Origin of the sequence: Cognataquiflexum nitidum, assembly GCF_022538055.1 — a bacterium.
In the GTDB taxonomy this organism is placed as follows: domain Bacteria; phylum Bacteroidota; class Bacteroidia; order Cytophagales; family Cyclobacteriaceae; genus Cognataquiflexum; species Cognataquiflexum nitidum.
The window spans coordinates 1-21,276 of the sequence record NZ_JAKZAM010000051.1 but is presented as its reverse complement, the minus strand read 5'-3'; the positions used below and the strand labels follow the sequence as shown (position 1 = coordinate 21,276).

Sequence of the window (21,276 nt, the reverse complement as noted above, 5' to 3'; positions counted from 1 at the left end):
TATACAAGTTAAACCGAAGATATTTTGGAGAAAACCTGTTTGACCGAATGATTATTGCTGCGGTTCATCCATACGTGCATTGAAGCGGATACACATAATTAATTTCGACCAATTTTTCAAATCTTCCAATTTTTGAATTTAAAAAAAACAACCCCCTCCAGATCTCTCCGGAAGGGATTGTCCATTTTTTAAAATCAGAAACTTTTATTCTTTGACCAGTCTACCCGTCATCACCTCGCTGCCGGAATTTACGACCACCTGATACATGCCCGAACTAAGGCCTCTGAGATCGAGGCTGCGGACAAAGCTGCCTTCATGCTGTTCTTTTTCCTCGTATACCAGCCTGCCCGTTGCATCAAAAATTCTGATTTCCACTTTGCCGGGGCCTGAGAGTTGGACTAAAATATTGGATTCCTGTCTGCCGGGGTTGGGATAGATCAGGATTTCTCCCGGAGGAAGCTCCCTGTAAAGGGTGATCTCCCTGCTGATGGTCTGTCCTGCCCTGTCGGTGCTATGGACGGTGACGGACATCTCTGCATCAGGGGTTCCATTGCCTCTCCAGACCAGCACATTCTTCTCTATATAGAAGTTAGGATGCTCTTCCATGCTGTAGCTATGGATATCGTCCACAGGATCCAGTGTTTTCAGGCTGCCGATGATCTCGCTGTTCCTCACTTTGGTGGAAATCTTGTTCCTGCTGATCATAATGTCCTCCGCAAGTGGTTTGTCCAATACGATCACAGGGATGTCTAACGATACTTTCCGGCCTTCGAAGCCTTCGTTCTCCAAGGATGCCGTTATCCTGTACAGGCCAGGTCTCAGCGGATCGTAATCGTTCATCTGCCAGTTGATCAAGCTGATGTATTCGGGATCACTGCCTTCCTCGAAGACGATGCCCTCGCTGATGGCTTTGTCAAACGGAGTATTCCAAGGAACTATCAGCATATCTGAAAGCTCCTGCTCCCCTGCTGTTCTACCCTTCTTCATTGGTACTTTGCACCTGAAGACCAATAACCGGAACTTAAACTTGTCAGTTGCTTTATTTCCCGATGGATCCTTGGCCTCGAATTCCACAAAGCTGTTCTCAGGTTTCCTGAACTTTGTTCCGGGCTCAGGGCCCTGATGAAGTTCGAAGCCGCAGTTATCGGAGGCTTCCACCCTATCCTTAAAATCAGGCATGGTAAAGGTGTCCCCTTTCCTCATCATCCAGACAAAGGTTCTCTTGTCAACCTTGATTTTTGGTTTGGACTCATCCACTACAATCACTTTAAATTCAAGCACGCCTCTGTTTCCTTTAGCATCTTTGGCTATAAGCTTGACGCTGTTCTCACCTATGTCCTCACAGGTAAAGTCACACTTGCTCAGTTCGAGTTTTAGCGGGCCACAGGCTACCGTGGAACCGTCATCTACCATCTCAGTAGTCAGTCTTGCCTTGCCCTGACTGTTGAGTTTGAGCGTCACCACAGGTTTGGCTTTGGCAGTCACTTCACATTTTTCTTCGGTAAGGTTGACCGTCACGCGCTGCTTGGCGGTACATTTGTTGCCGCTACCGTCGATGATAGTCCAGGTCACTGTTGTGATACCAATCGGGAATACTGAAGGGGCGTTGTTCCTCAACTCGGCAATGCTGCAGTTATCGGAGGTTTCCGGTTCACCGAGATCAACCTCGGATGAAGATATTCCGCCGCTTGTTGCGCTAAGTACCAGATTAGCAGGAGCCTTGATTTCCGGAAGTTCCCTGTCTCTGACGGTTACCCTTTGTTCAGCAGTAGCCAAATTGCCTTTTCTATCTGTTATCATCCAAGTAACAATGGTTTCACCGAGCGGAAAGGATGCAGGAGCATTATTGCTCAGCCCGCCATCAGGAATGTCTCCGGTAAAGGTGGCAAAACCAAGATCCACATTCATAGCTTCGCATGATCCCTTGCCGGTATCTACCAGGATATCAGCAGGAGCAGTGACTGTAGGAAGTTCTGTTTCTGTATCCGCAGGGAGAACAGTTACCGTCTGGTTATCCGTTGCTGTATTGCCTCGGTCGTCGGTTGCCGTCCAGGTTACTGTTGTGGTGCCTGTCGGGAAGGATGCAGGAGCATTGTTGCTGACCTCTGCCACGCCACAGTTATCGGAAGTAATTGGGACGCCTAAGTCCACATCAGTAGCGGATTCCTGACCTGCAAGCAATTGGATATTGATATTGGCCGGGGCGGTGACAGCCGGTGCTTCGCTGTCATTTACGGTTATAGTCTGAACCACTTGGTCTGCCACATTGCCGGAAGCATCGGTTGCTTTCCAAGTAATCTGTGTGCTACCAACAGGATAAGGTGCGTCCAGACCTAAGCCATCACTTCTTGTACCTTTTGCAGTTGGAGTGCCACAGTTGTCGCTTACTGTCGGAGCCAGAACCGAAATTTCAGCTTTACAGGTTCCTAGGTCAGATGACCGATTAATTTCGGAAACAGCTGATATAACAGGCTTCTCGTTATCCTCAACAGTCACGGTTTGTCTGGCTGTGGCTGTGTTGCCATTCCCGTCGGTTACGGTCCAGGTCACTAGAGTCGTGCCCACAGGGAATGCTGCCAGTGCATCGTTGGAAATGCCATCGGCAGGGATATCTACACCCGTAACTGTAGGCGTGCCGAGATCAATTCCTGATGCCACGCAGGTACCGGGCTCGTTAATGACGGTAATGGAAGGTGGTGCGGTGATGGTAGGCAATATTTCCCTCGTTACTGTAACGGTCTGTTCTGCTGTGGCTTCGTTGCCACTTCCATCCCGGATTGCCCAGGTTACCGTAGTTGTACCCACAGGGAAACTGCTTGGTGCATTATTGCTTACCTCACCGATGCTGCAGTTGTCTGATACAGTAGGCTGTCCGACTTCCACATCCTCTGCCGAATCTTCATCGGCCTCTATCCTGATGGTTATATTGGCAGGGGCTGTGATCAGCGGAAGCTCTTCATCCACCACTATGACGGTCTGCTCTGCTGTGGCCTTATTGCCATTGACATCTATCACTGTCCATAATACTATGCTTGTGCCCAACGAGAAGACCTCAGGGGCATTATTGCTGATTTCAGCAATTTCACAGTTATCGGAAAACACAGGATCACCCAAATCAATTTCGCCCGAATCGCAGCCCGATGGCACTGTCAGTGTATTGATACCCGCAGGTGCGGTAATGCTTGGAGGCTCATTGTCCACCACGGTTACGGTCTGTACCGCAGTGGCTCTATTGCCTCTTCCATCAATGACTGTCCATACTATATTGCTGGTACCCACAGGGTAGGTATCAAGAGCGGAATTTGTAATGCCATCGGCAGGGATATCCTCACCGGTCACTGAAGGTGTTCCGAGTTCAATGCCGGATGCGCCACAGGTGCCGGGGTCATTGTTGACCGTAATGGAAGGTGGTGCGGTAATGGTAGGAAGGATTTCCCGGGTCACCGTAACGGTCTGTGTAGCTTTGGCCGTATTACCACTTTCGTCTCTGACGGTCCATGTCACCGTGTTTGTTCCTACAGGGAAGCTTTCCTCGGCATCATTACTGAATCCTTCCAATGCACAATTGTCGGCAACTTCGGGAATTCCTAGGTTAACGTCTGTGGCAAAATCCTCGCTTTCCCCTATGACCGCGATGACATCAGCAGGTGCAATAATGGTCGGCACCTCGCTATCAACGACGATTACATTGAAAGTCCTAGTAGTTTTGTTACCGCTTGGATCAATTGCAGTCCACGTTACTTCAGTTGTCCCTAATTCAAATACCTCAGGCGCATCGTTTGTCAAAGAAGCAATACCGCAGTTGTCTGTAGCTGACGGGGTACTTAAGTTCACTTGTGAAGCTGAACAGGTACCCGGATCGGTACTGACTTGAAGATCGGCGATTTCAGGGATCAAAGGAATCTGATTGTCAATTACCGTCACAACTTGGACAAATTGTGCTGTATTGCCACCCACATCGGTCACTGTCCAAAGCACTTCAGTCAAACCTACAGAGAAGATGTCAGGTGCATTATTTACAACAGATCCGATACCACAGTTATCGGTAGTCACAGGAGAACCAAGGTTCAGTCCGGTTGCAAAACACTCGCCGGCATTGGTATCGACAATGATCTCTGCAGGAAGAATTATTGTCGGTGATGTAATATCGGCAATCACGATGTTCTGTTCCTGAGTCGACTCCAGACCATTTGTATCTGTGTAAGTCCATACAATGGTGGTGGTGCCTTGCTGATTGATCGGGAAGATGCTCTCATCCGTGGTACCGATCACGGTACTACCGTCCTCAGCAGTCGCTGTTGGCGAAGTTAGAGAACCGAAATTGAATACACATTCCGCAGACAGATCAGGTAATGTTTCTGCATCCGGTATTGGAGGATCATTGGGGAGGGGTTCCCCAACTGTAAATTCCCGGGTTTCAACTATGCTCCAAAGTCCTCTATTGTTTTTGATCCTAACTGAAATCGTGTGATCCCCAATTTCCAAGTCAGCTACAGCAATTAATGCATCGAGGTCGATTGCAGACGCTGCTTCATCTAAAGGAATCTCAATAGCATCGCCCAACCCAGGATCATCATCATCAAAGAAATATTCCACATAATCCACTAAGGCAGGGTCAGTGAAACCTTCATTTTCTACATAAAATAATCGGGATCGGTTTAGTCCCCAAATATTGTCCTGATTTCTGAATCTTACTGAAAGGCGATGAAAACCTTTCGGTAAATCTCCTACATTAATCTCAAGTTCCGCCTGGGGATTGGATCCTTGGGCTATGTTAAAGGGTGTTCCATTTCCAAATCCCGGATCAGAATTGATAAAATACTCTGCCCCAACAATGATGGACTGCTGTGCCTGAATCCAAAATGGAAACAAAAACTGTCCCAAAAGGAAAAACCAAATTAGTCGATTTGTTTTCATGGTTTTTCCTCTTAATTGTTAGCTCTACTTTCTATACGGACATTCAAATTACCGTTTTGGGGAACGATGGGATTCAGGATATTGAACAAAGTAACTTGAGGAATAGCTGGTTCACCTGAAACTGTATAGCCTATACCTCCAAACAAACCTATGTCAGTGCCATCTGTACCTGCATTGATTCCTTGTGAACTGGCTTGTAACATATAATCATTCCCATAATTAAAAGTGTTGTTTGGAACACTAACAAAAAGGGGGTTTACAAAAAAATTATTTTCCCCTGTATTGTTATTTCCTGCGGGAAGAGAGGTGGGATTGTTTGACCCAAAAAAAATATTATTGTTAAAAACACAATTAACAATGCGGTTGGCCGCAAAATCGTTGTTTAGGTTGTTTTGGAAAAAAATGTTATTTACAATATTATTCGATTGGCTGATCTGAGGTGTAAAAACCTCTCCGGTAGTTTTAAAAATATTATTACTAAAAGTGGAAAATTTCACCCCGGAAACAAAACTTACAATTATATTATTTCGAATGAGGTGTGACTCTTGAAAATCAGGACCAGAATTAGAACCAATTCTACCAATTATGTTCTCTTCGATTGTCCAGTTTCTTGAATTGCTATTAATATTAATTGCAGTTGTTACAGTTTGATTAAGGCTATTCCTTTTAATTGTGATGTTATTGATTTCTGTTGCAGACCCTGAAAAAGTTATAACAAAAATCCTTAGACCGATAAATTGAGAACCCGAGGATCCTGCAGCTAATGAAACTTGCCCTAATTCACTAGCCAATGGATCATTTACATTAGGGTTATGCCCGGCACCTACAATGGTAAGCCTCTTTGAAAGTGTAAAACTTCCATAAGAGGTACCTGAACTGCTAACATATATAAAGTCACCGTCGGATGCAGCATTTATGGCAGCTGTAATTGAAGTAAACTGTGCGATATCCCCAGGTCTGTTGCTTACAGTAATTACTGCTGCATGAACCTGATATACTGCCATATAGCAGATCAATGTGAAAAGTTTGTAGATTGTTTTCATGATTTTTTAAAATTTAATTGGTGAAAGAATTTATTTGTTTGATTGAATAATGGAGACAAAATCAGAACTACAATTTCCGGGTTTGGACAGTACTAAAAAATACCCCTTGAGGTGTATTATAAACTATCTGTTAGTTGTCGAAATACTTCTTTGGGGGTAGGTTTGGGGGGATTTGGTAGGGCTTGTGGAGGAAAGTGAAGTTTGAGAAGGAGAAGCGAGAGACGAGATGCGAGAGCCGAGATGTGATATGTGAGATAAGGAGAAATTAAAGCCAAGATAAAAGAATCAAGAAAAAAGAGCTTGTCCCTACTATAGGATAACTAAAAACAGTTTGTCCCGAAGACTTTTGGAGAGACAATTCATTTCGGGTTGGGGAAATGATTAGAGAATTGGAGAAAAATGAGGTTACTTTTCCTATTGATCTTTTTATAAAGTGGTAATTCCGCTTGTTGAAAGTAAACTTTAAATTTGAATTGCCCTTTCACAATTGGTATATTATCATTTAAGAAGCTGAGACACCTGTTCCCGGTGACGGTCAATATGGAAACGCAAAAATTCAAAGCGCTGATGGAAATCTAAGGCTCCTGATATAGGATGGGGTTGTGCTTGCACTCTTAATTCTTCTTCTTGAATGTCTTGGGCAAATGCCTCTAATACAAATTGAAGACTGTTAAGAGAATTCTTCCAAAAGACTAATGGACCTCCAAGTCGGGGAACTGCAACAGCCGGCACTTTCTCCTTAGATTGCCATGTTTTGTTGATTATTTGTTCTATAGGTACGACCTTATGTGGCGAGTCATAAGTACAGACTATCCTGCCCTTCCTATAGGCATGGAGGGTTTTCCACATACCAAATATCCCTGTTTGTTCAGCCCAATAAAGGTGTTCGGTAATTTCTACTACATTCCATACTTCAGTGTCTGGCTTCCATAAAGCCTGAACTTCTGATACATTGGCCAATTGATCGAGGTATAGTTTACGGGCTGTTGATACCTCTTGAAGGAGTTTATGAATTGTTTTCATGCTGGGAAATTTTAGTGGGAATAAATGAATTATTGCACTAAAAACATATTCAGAAATAATTAAAAAAATTACAAAACCTCTAAAGCCCCGGATGTTCTTTTATCAAACCAAGTAAACCTGCTAAGTTGTGTACTTTGAGTTTGTTGAAAATATTTTTTCGGTGGGTTTTTATGGTCAAAGGACTGAGATTTAGCTTTTCAGCAATTTGTTTTGTTTCAATTTGGTTGAGAATCAATTGGATGATTTCCGTTTCCCTATCTGATAGGGAGTACTCCAACCGCAGTTTTTGATATAGGCAGTTTCTTTGACCGTTTTGGATATTTTTTTCTGTGGTCACAGGTTGAAAATACTCCCCACCTTCGGAAATAACTTCTATAGCTTCCTGAAAAGCCTTAAAACAAGCATCTTTCCCAACAAAACCATTTGCTCCAAGATTTCTACAGATTTCCATGGTGGATTTGGTATGATGTCCACTGAGTACCATGGTTTTGAGTTCGGGATATTTTCTATTCAGGTAGGAAAGCAGTTGCATCCCATCCATGATAGGCATATTGAGGTCAAGTACCAACACATCTACCTGATTTTCTTTTTCCAGGTAAAGGATAACTTCTCTCCCATTCTGCATGTGCCCCACTAACTCATAATCTGGCATGCTTTCTAGGATTTTCCTTATCCCTAAGGCTATTAGGGCATGATCATCAGCTAACAATATTGAAACTCCCATGGCTGCAATTTTGAATTTTAAAGAATAGGTTACTGATCACTTAGAGTTATGAATACCTGCAAACAAACTTACAGGATTCAATACACGAACATTCTGTCGCTATCTACAGATAGTTGAAGTAATACTTTTGGCATCGCAAATTCAGCAGGCTTGCCTTTTAAATCTGCCTCATTAAGCCCACGTGACTTTCCTGACATACCGGACAAATAAAATTTTCCTCCCCCATTTACAATCGTATCATAATGATCTTTCAATTTGCCCGTACCTAGTCCCGCCAAATTATCAAGAACATCATTTCGGAGTAGTTGTACCGCATCACCGGCGAGGAACAGTGTTACCGCATACCCTTCATCTACTGCCGTTTTGGCCATTAGGAAACCAAGTGCCGCCTTCGTCGGGTTTTCGGGACCGTTTGTAATGTGAATCAATACTTTCATTGTATCCTCCCTCTTGGTTTCTGTTTGGGCCCGAACATCTAAACCGAATACAACAATTGATACTAACAGGATAAATTTAAATGTCATAGTAGCTTTCATAGAATCAAATGTTTAAGAAATAAAAACTGAGTTATACTTACCTTTGTCTCCTTAAACATAAATCCAGATTTTAAGAATAGTGTGTATCAAAAGATACTTATCTCAAAATAAATATTTGTATTTGTGATTTAAACAATTTCAAAATCTGTTTTGTAAATATCTGACGCTATGATTTATATTTTTAGCTGTATATACCCTCGGTATAGTTTTACTAATTTTTTCTGCTCCATTTGTTTCAAAATTCTGGAAATTACCACCCGTGTAGTGCCCAATTCGTTGGCAAGGGTTTGATGGGAAATTGGTATTTTATTTGAACCCTCATTTTTGACGTATTCCGTGAGGTATTCTTTCACCCGAACATGAATGGGTTTGAAGGCCACACTTCCGAAAGCATTGAGGAGCTCATCGTATCTGCTTTTATATGTATTGATAATAAACTTATTCCATGATGGGTATTTAAGTTGCCATTCGGCAATCAGGTGGGCAGGCAACACAAGAATCTCAGATGGCTCCATCGCTATTCCATTGGCAGTACTGTAGTAATCAAAATAAGCTGATGATAAAGACATCATACATGTTTGCTCCGGGCCCACGTAGTAAAGCAATATTTCACGGTCTTCATTCTGTTGATATACTCTCAATAATCCATCAATGACTATGGGCAGGAAATTCAGGTATTGACCTTCCTTGATAAGAATATCGCCTTTATTGGCTTTGAGAAATTTTGCATGCTTTAGAATTTCCGCTTGAAGTTCGGGTTCGGAAAAGGATTTCAATTTTTTAAATAAATCATCAGTTGTTCCCATAGTAGCAGTAATAATTCTTTCTAAAAATATTTAAAACGAACAAATTAAAGTTGTAAAAAAGCGAATAGGAAAAATAAATTTTGTTTTTTATTTAGATAGTTTGTTTCTAACCTCATTTTCTACCATAGCATTGACGTTGTTGATCAATCTAATGTATCTGAGTGGGGTCATCCCTACAAATTCTTTAAAATCTTTATATAAATGAGGTTTATCCGTATAGCCGAACTGAACTGCAAAATCCAGAATATCCAAGGTAGGTAACGCCGCATCCAAAGCCTGTAAAAGTAGATTGAACCTTGTAATCCTACAAAACAGCTTTGGTGAAATCCCTATTACATTTTTAAAATGGAGCTGAAAAGTCCGGTTGTTGATGCCTAGTTTTTCAACCATACGCTCTAAATTAACTACACCCTTTTCTTTATGGATTTGACGGATAACAGAAGTAATAAATTCCGGAATATTTTTACTTGGTCTGGAATTGAAATGATCAATAAGATATTTATTGACATGTCCCAAGCAAGATTCAATTTCGGAATTCGATTTGAATAAATCCCTAAGCTTTTGATGTAAGTCATCCAATCCCAATCGATCGAGTCGTATAACCCTATCCGTCATCTGTACAGCAGGACCATCCAAAAAATGGAAAAGGCCAAAAGGTGTAAATACAATTGCAAAGAGATCAAATCTATCCTCCAGATTGGAGACACCAATTTTACTCATTTGCCCAAACAAATAGGGTTCAAATTTTTCAAAATATATTTTTGAGGTTTTATCCGGGTAAATGAGGTGGGAACTTGGATTTATTTCCAAAAGAATCGTCATAGCCGCTGTTCCTTTAGGGGTAAAAAATTGCTTCCCTGATTGATCAAATTGATGCGTTGCATAAAAATACCCACTGATGTAGGTAAAAAGGGATGGATCGGGCTTAAATGAAACAATATTATTCATATTCAAACTACCTGTAAAAACTACACATTCAATTTAGTAAATAATCAATAAAAAACACCTAATAATACTTTTAAAAAATTAAAATTACTTTGGCCTTTTAAAAGGTATATTGTTTCCTTTTATCTAATTCGTCAGGGCCATTATCTTTAGCTGTTTTCCTCACCCTTAATCTAAAATCAAAAATTCCAATATTTTTACTTTCCAAAAAAGCTAACAAAATGAAACTATTCTTCCCCCACCCTCTGATTATCATGCTAGTTTTTTTAGGATTGGCGGCCTTGCTTACATATTTTGTCCCTGCGGGTTCCTATGACAGGACCATGGACAAAGCTACGGGTAGAGAAATTGTGGTTCAGGGCAGTTACCACCAGATTGAAAATAATCCTGTGAGTATTGGGAAAATTTTCTTGAGCGTACCAGAGGGATTTATTGAAGGTGCAGAGGTGGTAATTTTGATTCTGATCATTGGAGGTGCCTTTTATGTAGTTGAAAAAACCGGTGCCTTCAGCAGTGGATTGGAGGCGTTGATTTTTAGATTTAACAAAGCAAAGTCCTATCTCATCATCATCTTGGGAATCCTTTTCGCCACAATGGGTAATTTAAGTGGATTTCAGGAGGAAATAATTGCCATGGTCCCCCTCTTGATGGTATTGGCTCATAAAATCGGATATTCAAAAACAGCTATAATTGCCTTCAGTTTGGGTTCTGCGGTGATCGGAGGTTCATTTGGTCCTACAAATCCTTTTGGGGTAATTATTGCTCAAAAAGTAGCAGAAGTCCCCGTTTTTTCCGGAGGCATGTACAGAATATTTTTTCTGGTTTTAGCCTTGACATTTTGGATAGCTTATTTTATCAGAAATGGGAAAGACAAGAATTCTCAATTAATAACTTCAGATAAAGAGCCTAAAAAGCTCTCCAATTCGCATGTGCTTATTTTGATCCTTGTCGGTTTGACTTTTGGGATAATGGTTTTTGGATTGACTAGCTGGTCTTGGAATTACAATGAGATGTCAGCCATTTTCTTTGTTTTGGGATTGGCGGTGGGGCTGATGGGAAATCTTGGCATCAATGGAACTGCAAGAGCCTATTCCGAAGGTTTTGGAGAAATGATTTTTGCGGGAATAATCGTTGGGATGGCAAGGAGTATTTACATGGTATTGCAGGAAGGAATGATAATCGATACCATCATTCTCGGCTTGTTTAGCCCTTTGGAAGGATTACCGCTAGGTTTATCTGCTGTTTCTATGCTCTTGGGTCAATGCATTTTGCATATTCCGGTACCTAGTACCTCAGGCCAAGCAGTACTGACGATGCCATTGTTGGCTCCAATCGCTGATTTGATTGGAATGTCTAGGCAAGTTGTTGTTTTGGCCTATCAGTATGGTGCAGGTCTTATGGATTTGGTAACTCCTACAAACGGGGCATTGATGGATATTTTGGCCGCTTCGGGCATTTCTTACAAGGATTGGATGAAGGTTTCCTGGAAACCAATATTATTTTTATTACTTATTGCTTCTATCAGTGTTATGACCGGGATTATTTTCTTTTAACTAAAGGTACTTTTATAATTCAAACATATTTTTTTGGGCAAAAGATTGAATCAAATAAACGATTAAATGCGGAGCTAAAACTCAAATCAGCATATGGTGTAACCTACTCATTAGGGATATTTTAACTGATTTTCCACCAATGTGTGGCCATGCCGAAATTAGAAAATGTATATTTGGAGACATAGAAATCAATTTACCCTAAATCGATTTCTCAAAAAATAAATTACAAAGTAACAAATGAGCATAAAAACTTAATCATTTGTAAAACCTAAAACCTATTCATTAAAAAAAATGCAAATCAACGACCACCAACCCCTAACACCTTTCCAAGCTAGTGAGTCAAGGTATGATTCAATGACATTTAGAAGGTGTGGCAATAGCGGTATTATGCTACCCATGATTTCCCTTGGATTATGGCATAACTTCGGACATAATGCCGATTTCAAAAATGCAAGAAACATTCTCAGGCAAGCGTTTGATTTCGGAATCTCCCACTTTGATCTTGCCAATAATTATGGCCCCCCTTATGGATCTGCTGAAGAAACATTTGGAAGGATCATGGAAAAGGATTTAAGGCCCTACAGAGATGAATTGATCATATCTACCAAAGCCGGTTGGGACATGTGGCCTGGCCCATATGGAAACCATGGGTCTAGAAAATATTTAATCGCCTCCCTTGATCAAAGCTTAAAAAGGATGGCGCTCGATTATGTTGATGTTTTTTACCACCACAGACCCGATCCGGGAACCCCTCTCGAAGAAACTATGGGTGCTTTGGATCAAATTGTAAGGCAGGGAAAAGCATTATATGTTGGGATTTCACAGTACAGTGCGGAAGATACCGAAAGGGCCTATAAGATTTTAAAGGAAATGGGGACTCCGCTTTTTATCCATCAGCCAAGATACAGTATGTTTGACAGATGGGTTGAAGGGGGATTGCTGGATGTTTTGGGTAAAAAAGGTATAGGCTCAATTGCTTTTTCACCCCTTGAGCAGGGAGTACTTACAGACAAGTATTTGAAGGGAATTCCTGAGGACAGCAGAATTGCAAAAGATGGGAGATACCTCAAAAAAGACCAAATCTCTGATGAGGTAATGGAAAAAGTAAAGGCTCTTAATCAAATAGCCTTAAACAGGGGACAGAGTCTTGCCCAAATGGCAATAGCTTGGTTATTGAAGGATCCAAGGATTACAACGGTTCTCGTCGGAGTGAGTAAGCCTGAACAATTGGCTGAAAATGTAGAAGCAGTTAATAATATCAACTTCTCCTCAGATGAATTGAAAAAAATAGAATTAATCCTTAAAAAAGAATAAAAAGGAGCACCGGAAAAGATTCTTATAAATCCTTTCCGGTGATTTGTTTTTTATGTGTATCCACTTTTTGGCAAATGGCCAAACAATCATTGGCCGATAAACGCTTAGCAGGCTACGAGGACAGTGGTCTGTCATCCCCTTCGAGGACAAGGATCCACATCTAATAAAGTCCTTTCAAGTCTGGCAGCCAACATTCCGGATACGTTTACCATTCTTTGACTTTATCTGACAGAGTTTTCCAACGTTGCCAAGTATATGTATTTTTGCTCCCTTGCTTTGAGTCCTTTTTCCATAGCAGCTCTTTGTTCCGCTGTAGATTCCATGTCCTCATATTCCTGGGCATTGAAAAACTGCAGATAATCCCTAAACATATTCATTGTCAAATGTGTGTATTTGGCCTCGCTACCAAAGGGAAGTGCGGTTCTTAAAAGACTCCAACTCCCCATCAAGCCCTTTTCTATCCTACTTTGGTGGATTTTTTGAAAGATTTCTTTTTCAGCTTTCTCGTATTCCTGAAACTTTCCTTCGACAGCTTTCATTATATCAAAAGAAGCTAATGAGCCTTTTTTAAGATAAAAGTTATCTCGGGTTCTTGTTATTTCCTGCATATATGCCCTCTGCGCCAAATCCCGGCTCTGAATCGCGGCATTAAATTTTTCTACTACCTGCTTTTCGGTAAGATGAGGGTAAGCTACCATCGCATACTTCACCATTTCCTCATCCTGAAAGCCTTTCATCATATTCACCGGATTGTCAAAATAGGTAACGGTAATATATTGAAATTCACCAGGGTCAGCCCCTGATTGGAGTGCCCAAAAATCCCATCCTTTGATTTTTTTATCATTGACGGCAGCCACATAGATTTTTTCCATAAAATCTTTGAATTCAATGAAATCATAAGTTTGGTTAGATTCCACTTTGATAAACTCAAATACCAGATAATTCGATTCCTGGGCCTTTGCCACAAAAATGGCCATAATCCCCGTAAACAAGAAAATGCTTAATTTTTTCATGATGTAGTTATTTTGGGATAAGAGACTGATTGATAAGTATTTGATAAAATTTAGATAATTTATTTTGTAATTGATAATGATTGCCTCTATTTTTTTCTTCGTATTGTTATAATGGTAAAAATTTTTTCCATTTTGGGGATTTTTACCAATTTAAATCATCCCATGTAATATGGATTAGGAATAAAAAACTGATATTATTACATTTTGAAAACAATTAGAATGATATGAAATTTTCAAGAAGAGATTGGTTGAGAAGTGCTTCGTTGGCAGGTGGTGCGGCGTTGCTTACTGGTACAGGTGCCTTCAGCACCCTTTCGGCAGAAGAAATCCGCAAATTCAATCCACGTCCACTAGACAACCCAATAAGGTTGGGGTCAAATGAAAATCCCTATGGCCCTTCAGAAAAAGTAAGAAAAGCCATGCAAGATGCTTTTGATATCAGCTGCAGGTACCCATGGAGTTATAATGCCCCACTTGTGGAAATGATAGCAAAAAAAGAAGGGGTCACTCCCGATCATATTGTGTTGGTGGCAGGATCTACCGAGGGTCTTAAAATCACAGGCATCACATATGCAGGCAAAGGTGATGAAGTGATCTCAGGATTACCCACATTTTTGTCTTTGATGACTTATGCCGAAACATGGGGGGCTGAAATCAACTGGGTTCCTTTGGACAAGGACATGAACTATGATCTCAAGGAAATTGAAAAGAGAGTATCTCCCAAAACAAAGCTAGTGTTCCTTTGTAATCCCAACAATCCAACGGGGAAATTACTCCCTGCAAATGAGGTTTTGGACTTTTGTGAAACAGTAAGCAAAAAAACCATGGTGTTCAGTGATGAAGCTTATTGCGATTATATAGAAGATCCAAATTACCCATCTATGGTGAAGCTGGTAAAAGAAGGGAAGGATATCATTGTGTCCAAAACCCTTTCTAAAGTATATGGTTTGGCAGGAATCAGGTTAGGATACCTTGTAGCAAGACCTGATATAGCTAAAAAGCTATCTGAGAGAGTCGTCGCCAACACCAATATCATGGCCATTGAGGCCGGAAAAACAGCACTCCAAGAAACGGAGTTTTATGAGTTCAGCCTTCAAAAAAACCTTGAAGCAAGGAAAATGATAGAAACTACCTTGGATGAGTTAAAATTGCCTTACCTCCCTTCCCAAGCAAATTTTGTTTTCTTTAATGCAAATCAGGATGCCAAAGAACTCGCGAAAACTATGCTTGCCAAAGGGGTAATTGTGGGAAGACCCTTTCCTCCTTTGAATGATTGGTGTCGGGTAAGCACAGGCACTATTGAAGAAGTGGCTTTCTTTAATAAGGTCTTAAAGGAAACATTGGGTTAAGAAAGAGAAAATGATTGACTTTAGCTTAAGACTGGAAAATGAATCGGTTTTGTTAAGGCCGTTGGAGGAGGCAGACTTGCCTCCTCTATTGGTTTTATCCTCCAATTCGGAAATGTGGCGATTTTTTACCCATGACCTTTCCACCAAAGAGGGTTTAGAAGAATGGGCGATGCCGGCATTCGAAAAACAAAGGTTACAATTTGCCATTATTGAAAAATCAACTGGTAATATAGCAGGTTCTACTGCTTTTGGGAATATCTCAGAACGAGACAACAGATTGGAAATAGGCTGGACTTGGCTTGGAACTGACTACCAGGGAATCGGCCTCAATTCAGTTGTCAAAAAATTACTATTAACTTATTGTTTTGAAAAAATAGGCTTAGAACGCGTTGAATTCAAGACCGATGTATTGAATATTCAGGCTAGAAAGGCGCTCAAAAACATTGGGGCTATCGAGGAAGGTGTACTTAGAAACCATACGCTGATGACCCGGGGAAGACGTCGAGATACCATTTATTACAGCATCCTCCGGCAAGAATGGGATTATGTAAAAAGAGAAAATGATTGGTAATTGTTATTTTTAAATAAAGGTCTGATTTTTGCTTTTGTAATTATATCATAAACCACACTTTCCTATGAATTTATATAAATTTTTGGCTACCAAAATACTGATTTCCTCAGCAATAGTCTTGGTTTTTTTTGCCTGCACCATCACCGACACGGGAGAAGATCCTTTTATGGAATTCAGCAATTTTGCCATTGGAGGAAATAGAATTGAATTCAATGCTGCCAGAATTACAATTACAGGACCTGTAAATATTTCAGGACCAAGTTCCCATGTTTGGGCACAGCTTGAACTCTCTACCGACAATAATTTTTCACAGCCTTACATTCCTAACGCTACAATGATGACGATTGGAATCCGCTCAGTTTATACAGGTAAAACAATTCCTGAATTCCCCCTTCAAAGTGGTGACTATATTGTTTATCCAAAAACAGAAACTATAAATCCTGCGATCATTCGCAGTATTGATGGAAAAAATTTCACTTCAGGGCCCTTTATCGGAATCAAATATTTTCAGGACGAACTGGTCTTTCAGACAGTGCATGAAGCGCTAGAAGGAAAAATTTCAATCCAATTTGACCTGACAAAAAATATGGTAAAAATAACCCACGATTGGGTAACTAAAGAAGGGGAAAAGGCTACCGGAACCAATAACCTTCCCCTCAATCTTTCATCTTTTAATCCTTGATTATACAGTCGGTAATTTCCATCCGTTGTGGTAATTTGCTTTCATCAATGCATTTGCCTCAGGATCGGTAAATTGGCCTTTATTTGCATCCCAATACACTTTCTTACCCGTTTTAAAGGCAATGTTCCCCATTTGGGCATTGATGGCTGCAATACTTCCTGTTTCTATTCCACAGGTCAATTTGGAAGCATCATTTTCAATTATTGAGCTTACAAAACCCTTGGCATGGATTTCAAGTGCATTTCCGTTTGGCTTGATCAATTGAATCTCTTCGATTTTGTTGACCCTCTTTCCATCTTTGGCCTCGGTTTCAGGAATAACTTTCCATCCTCCCCTATTGACTACCAAAGTAGCATTGTTTCCAATAAATGCAATGCCTTCTGTAGTGCCGTAATTTCCTCCATCTATTCCTGTGGCATGTTCCCATAGCATATTGAATCCATCGTATTCATACACTGTCTGAAGTGTATCCGGCGTCTCTGATGCATCGTCAGGATATGCAAATTTTCCACCCGAAGCCATGACAGATTTGGGAGCAGTGACACCCATTGCATACAAAGCTATGTCGATTTCATGGACTCCCCAATCTGTCATCAAACCGCCGGCATAATCCCAAAACCACCTGAAATTGAAATGGAATCTGTTTCCGTTAAATGGCCGCTTTGGAGCAGGACCCAGCCACATATCATAATCTACTCCCTGGGGCACAGGTCCATCGGGCATTACAGGCACAGGCTTCATCCAACCTTGATAAGCCCATGTTTTCACTAATCGGATTTGACCAAGTTTTCCTGATTTTACATAATCTATCGCTTCAGCGTATTGAGAACCACTTCTTTGCCATTGACCAACCTGAACCATTTTACCATAACGTTGCTTGGCTTTTACCATCAGGTTACACTCTTCGATGGTATTGGCTATTGGTTTTTCTACATACACATGTTTTCCAGCCGATAGGCTGTCTACCATATTCAAACAATGCCAATGGTCAGGGGTACCGATGATCACCGCGTCGATATCCTTATTTTCAAGCATTTTTCGATAGTCCTTATACACTTGAGGTTTTTTTCCTCTCTGCTTATTGACATCTTCTGACCGCTGGTCAAGTACACTTTGATCTATATCTGCAATGGCCACACAATTGACATTCGGCATTTTGAGATGGGCGTTCATATTGGACCATCCCATGCCCTTACATCCGATTACTGCAAAATTCAATTGATCAGATGGCGCAATTTTTCTATTAAGTGCTGACAATGTATCTGCATGAATCATACCCGGCATACTTAACCCTGCAGAAAGCAAGAGGCCGTTTTGGATGAATTTTCTTCTTGAATTCATAATGATTTGGTTATTTTAAATTATGGGTAGATAGTGAATAATCATTTTTTGACTGTAAAATAATATTTTTAAGTTGAAGCATATTTATTTAAATATAAAGGATATGCTAATGACAGGAAAGTAGATAGTATAAATGTGTATAAATTTGCTTTGTGATGGTCAATTTCCTATGCTAGTGGAATGTCCCAAAAAATACCTCCAATTGAAAAGTATTGAAGTTTAGATTTTTACTTATACCAAATCTAAATTTCTCAAAATATAAAATTTGAAGAACCATATCTTTCCAAATTAGTTAAGTTTGTATTAAAAATGTAATAACCATGAAAGCAAAAGAAATCGTAACGCTACAGCGTTCATTATTACTCGATACAGAAAAACTATTAAACCAGCAAATTGAAATGGAAGGCAAATCTTCTGCCTATTACCTTTCGATGGCTTCTTGGTGCCATATGATGGGATACGAAAACGCATCCCAATACCTTTATGTGCATGCAGATGAAGAAAGAATGCACATGATGAAAATCTTTCACTACGTAAATGAAGCCGGAGGCCACGCCATTCAGCCTGAAATAACAGGAATCAGACATCATTTCAACTCCTTACGTGAAGTATTCGAACTCATCCTCGAACATGAAATTAAAGTGACTAAGTCAATCAATTCTATTGTAGACCACGCCTTTGGCATCAAGGATTTTGCAACATTCAGCTTTATGCAATGGTATGTCACCGAGCAAAGGGAAGAAGAAACTCTTGCACGAAGGGCTCTTGAACTATTCGATATCATTGGTGAAGAAGGTATCGGACTTTGGACAATTGACCAGGAACTTGGCAAACTTCATGGCAAAGCAGCTGCTTCGGCAAACGCAAAAGCACAATAATTGAAAACCTCAGGGAAAAGTTAACACAAATGCTTTTCCCTTTATTTTTTTTAAATGTAGAGTCTTGACAATTGGTTTGTTATTTTTTTTGCCACGGTTCAATGTCATGCTTGAAATAAAACTTCAACATTTTTTCAGTAATGATCTCCTCTTTTGGCGGTAGCGTGTCAAACATCCAATCCCAAATTATGGTGCTGAATGAAAATCCCCTGTCGGGGTATTTTCCATGATGATGAATGTGGGCTTTTTGAACCTTCGGAAAAACATACTTTCCCCAAGGTTTGTGAAGGATGATATGGAGCAAGCTATATAAGGTACCTCCAAAATAATAACCAAGAAAAAGGGTAAAATAATTGTTCCAAATCAATGCAAAATAAAAAAGCACAATCCCAACGATCAACAAAATTGACCTTTGGGTTCCGTCAATTTTGATTTGCTGAGGATGCTTGTGGTGGTTCATATGCATGTCGAAGATTTTGCTGTTGACATTCCTGAAATGGTTGTGCATCCAAAACCTATGCAAAAAATACTCAGTAAAGGTCCATCCTAGCCAACCCGTGACCAATAAAAGCAAAAATTTGAATGTGGACGAGGTTGTCAATCCAGCACCCAAAACCAATAAAGTAGCGATGGAAGAAAATACCATGATGCATCTGATTGCTACTTGAAGTTCTTTCCTTTTTTCTGCGGAGTTTTTTTGAGTTTCCATCTTTTTGGATTTATGTGAATGAAAAATTCAAGAAAAGCGCCTTGCTCAAGAAGTACTTGGCAAAACCTGATTCCTTATCATACTGCCAAATTACCGGAGACTTTTACCATAGACGAATTGAAAAAAGGCCTGCCAATCACCTGATTGGTATTTGTTCAGAAAAGTAGCCGCGCAAAATGCTTACTCTATTGAAATTTGAAAAAAACCTTGTTATCAGTGCTGACTTTGGAGATTCTTTCCTAATCATTTTATTCCAAATGGGATTTTAGATCAAAATCAAAAAATTGGATTTAATTCTAATCAAGCATATTTATTAGAAAAATGGAAAGTGATTTTATGATTATCGAATTTGAAAAGAGCTATTGATCATATATCCATCTTATAATTCATAAATTTTTCTTATAATAATCATATAAATATTTTTACTTCATTATTTACCATTTTTTATTTAGGAAAATTCTGTTCATTTCTTTAAATTAGTCAATATATGATCACATTAATATATAAAACGAAATATTATTCTGATTATCGAAATTCAAAGGTTAGGATTTTTTTCAGTTTTTTGGGAAATCCTTAAAATCAATACTTAAATATTTTATGGGTAACTCAGAAATTCAGGTTCAGTTTTTCCAGCATATACGAAACCTTCTCCCCCCCTACAAGTCCCTCGTGGATGAAGTGTCAGATTTATTGGATATAAGCAATGATTCTGCCTACAGAAGAATCCGAGGTGAAAAATTAATTGACCTGGAGGAAATCAAAAAAATAAGTCAACATTTCAATATTTCCCTTGATCAGATTTTCAATTTGCAAACCAATGCAATTGTTTTTCATGGAAAATTAAATTCTTTTACCAAGGACAGTTTTGATGATTGGTTTGAAGATGTATTGAAGCAGATTCAGATGTTTCATATGCAGAGAAAAAAACACATGTATTATCTTGTCAAAGACTTACCACCATTTTATCATTTGTATTTCCCTGAATTGGCTTCATTTAAGTTCTTTTTTTGGATGAAATCTATCCTTCATAATGAAAGTCTGAAAAACGAGAAGTTCACATTTGATAATCTTTTGTACTATAAGCTAAAGGATACGAGTACCAAGATGATCAGTTTATTCAATCAAATTCCAACTACTGAGGTATGGAACGAGGAAGGAATCAATGTGACCATCAGGCAGATTGAATTGTACAATGACATGGGATTGATTCCTTCACGGAAAGAATTGAAAATATTGTTTGAGCAATTGATATCTGTGGTCAACCATCTTGAAAAAATGGCTGAGTTGGGATTAAAATTCCCTATGGGCAAGGAACCTACAGCCGAGAGTGCGCCATATACTATGTATGTCAACGACTTTGTTATAGGCGACAATACCATCATCGCCGAGTTAGACAATGTACAGATTACGTACCTCAACCACAGTGTCATGTATTTTATAGGTTCTATGGATCCAAAATTTAACGCCGCCATGTTTTACAACCTTCATAATTTGATCAAAAAATCTACAATGGTCAGTACTGTAGGTGAAAAAGAAAGGATAAGATTCTTTAATAAACTCAAGAAAAAAATTGAAATCAAATTGGCAGCTATTCAACAAGATATGGGTTAAGTAAGGTCTTAATTTGAGATTATTGCATTCGGGTATACAAAATGACAACTGTCCGAATCAGTTTTTTATCTCAATTTCATTGTTCAAGACAATGGGAATTTATTAATCAAAAATTAAAGGGCAAAAACCTTAAAGAGAACTCAAATTTTCTTACATTATTGTGTAAATATTTTTAAATCCAAAACAATGCTGTCCTAAATAATTTTTGATTTAATAAGAATATTCATTTTGCTTCATTTTTGGGAGTTTTTAATGATAATC

At 39.6% G+C, this 21,276-nt stretch carries 18 protein-coding genes; 8 read left to right on the top strand and 10 right to left on the bottom strand.

The genetic code is table 11. The features are described from left to right. Positions 1-204 precede the first annotated feature (204 nt). The 7 genes from MMU07_RS20885 to MMU07_RS20855 form a co-directional block, all read right to left on the bottom strand. Positions 205-4,917, bottom strand: coding sequence for an HYR domain-containing protein (locus MMU07_RS20885; RefSeq protein WP_241128551.1), 4,713 nt, complete (start codon positions 4,915-4,917; stop codon positions 205-207). A gap of 11 nt (positions 4,918-4,928) precedes the next feature. Continuing rightward, a complete protein-coding gene (locus MMU07_RS20880; protein WP_241128550.1) occupies positions 4,929-5,960 on the bottom strand; it encodes a right-handed parallel beta-helix repeat-containing protein in 1,032 nt (343 codons plus the stop codon). A 498-nt stretch (positions 5,961-6,458) separates the two neighbouring features. Next, entirely contained in the window at positions 6,459-6,983 is a 525-nt protein-coding gene (locus MMU07_RS20875; RefSeq protein WP_241128549.1) for a DinB family protein, read from the bottom strand. 79 nt (positions 6,984-7,062) lie between these two features. Continuing rightward, complete coding sequence (locus MMU07_RS20870) at positions 7,063-7,707, bottom strand: response regulator (protein ID WP_241128548.1); 645 nt, start codon at positions 7,705-7,707, stop codon at positions 7,063-7,065. Positions 7,708-7,784: 77 nt separating this feature from the next. Then, on the bottom strand, positions 7,785-8,243 hold the full coding sequence (locus MMU07_RS20865) for a DsrE family protein (RefSeq protein WP_241128547.1): 459 nt from the start codon (positions 8,241-8,243) through the stop codon (positions 7,785-7,787). 173 nt (positions 8,244-8,416) lie between these two features. Further along, positions 8,417-9,019 (bottom strand): Crp/Fnr family transcriptional regulator, encoded by a 603-nt coding sequence (locus MMU07_RS20860; RefSeq protein WP_241128546.1) that lies wholly within the window; start codon positions 9,017-9,019, stop codon positions 8,417-8,419. Positions 9,020-9,136: 117 nt separating this feature from the next. Continuing rightward, positions 9,137-9,997, bottom strand: a complete 861-nt coding sequence (locus MMU07_RS20855; RefSeq protein WP_241128545.1) for a helix-turn-helix domain-containing protein — start codon at positions 9,995-9,997, stop codon at positions 9,137-9,139. 218 nt (positions 9,998-10,215) lie between these two features. On the opposite strand from MMU07_RS20855, the gene MMU07_RS20850 reads away from it, so the two are divergent. Together MMU07_RS20850 and mgrA are read left to right on the top strand one after the other, a co-directional pair. Next, positions 10,216-11,547, top strand: a complete 1,332-nt coding sequence (locus tag MMU07_RS20850; protein ID WP_241128544.1) for a YfcC family protein — start codon at positions 10,216-10,218, stop codon at positions 11,545-11,547. 291 nt (positions 11,548-11,838) lie between these two features. Then, positions 11,839-12,861 carry an L-glyceraldehyde 3-phosphate reductase gene (gene mgrA / locus MMU07_RS20845; protein ID WP_241128543.1) on the top strand — a complete coding sequence of 341 codons (1,023 nt, stop codon included), beginning with the start codon at positions 11,839-11,841 and terminating at the stop codon, positions 12,859-12,861. Positions 12,862-13,082: 221 nt separating this feature from the next. Here the strand turns inward: mgrA and MMU07_RS20840 are convergent, their stop codons facing one another. Next, positions 13,083-13,874, bottom strand: coding sequence for a hypothetical protein (locus tag MMU07_RS20840; protein WP_241128542.1), 792 nt, complete (start codon positions 13,872-13,874; stop codon positions 13,083-13,085). A 224-nt stretch (positions 13,875-14,098) separates the two neighbouring features. On the opposite strand from MMU07_RS20840, the gene MMU07_RS20835 reads away from it, so the two are divergent. The 3 genes from MMU07_RS20835 (at position 14,099) to MMU07_RS20825 (ending at position 16,476) form a co-directional block, all read left to right on the top strand. After that, positions 14,099-15,223, top strand: a complete 1,125-nt coding sequence (locus MMU07_RS20835; RefSeq protein ID WP_241128541.1) for a pyridoxal phosphate-dependent aminotransferase — start codon at positions 14,099-14,101, stop codon at positions 15,221-15,223. A 10-nt stretch (positions 15,224-15,233) separates the two neighbouring features. After that, positions 15,234-15,794 (top strand): GNAT family N-acetyltransferase, encoded by a 561-nt coding sequence (locus MMU07_RS20830; protein ID WP_241128540.1) that lies wholly within the window; start codon positions 15,234-15,236, stop codon positions 15,792-15,794. 64 nt (positions 15,795-15,858) lie between these two features. Beyond that, positions 15,859-16,476 (top strand): hypothetical protein, encoded by a 618-nt coding sequence (locus MMU07_RS20825; protein WP_241128539.1) that lies wholly within the window; start codon positions 15,859-15,861, stop codon positions 16,474-16,476. Here MMU07_RS20825 and MMU07_RS20820 read toward each other — a convergent pair whose 3' ends face one another. Further along, complete coding sequence (locus MMU07_RS20820; RefSeq protein WP_241128538.1) at positions 16,477-17,817, bottom strand: Gfo/Idh/MocA family protein; 1,341 nt, start codon at positions 17,815-17,817, stop codon at positions 16,477-16,479. A gap of 320 nt (positions 17,818-18,137) precedes the next feature. Here MMU07_RS20820 and MMU07_RS20815 point away from each other — a divergent pair, with 320 nt between their 5' ends. Next, positions 18,138-18,695 (top strand): ferritin, encoded by a 558-nt coding sequence (locus MMU07_RS20815; protein ID WP_241128537.1) that lies wholly within the window; start codon positions 18,138-18,140, stop codon positions 18,693-18,695. Between the two features lie 79 nt (positions 18,696-18,774). On the opposite strand, the gene MMU07_RS20810 is transcribed toward MMU07_RS20815, so the two are convergent. Beyond that, a complete protein-coding gene (locus tag MMU07_RS20810) occupies positions 18,775-19,404 on the bottom strand; it encodes a sterol desaturase family protein (protein WP_241128536.1) in 630 nt (209 codons plus the stop codon). A gap of 18 nt (positions 19,405-19,422) precedes the next feature. Here MMU07_RS20810 and MMU07_RS21760 point away from each other — a divergent pair, with 18 nt between their 5' ends. Further along, positions 19,423-19,548: a hypothetical protein gene (locus tag MMU07_RS21760; protein WP_255737803.1), complete on the top strand. Its 126-nt coding sequence runs from the start codon at positions 19,423-19,425 to the stop codon at positions 19,546-19,548. Positions 19,549-20,001: 453 nt separating this feature from the next. Continuing rightward, complete coding sequence (locus tag MMU07_RS20805) at positions 20,002-21,015, top strand: helix-turn-helix domain-containing protein (protein ID WP_241128535.1); 1,014 nt, start codon at positions 20,002-20,004, stop codon at positions 21,013-21,015. Positions 21,016-21,276: the final 261 nt, after the last annotated feature.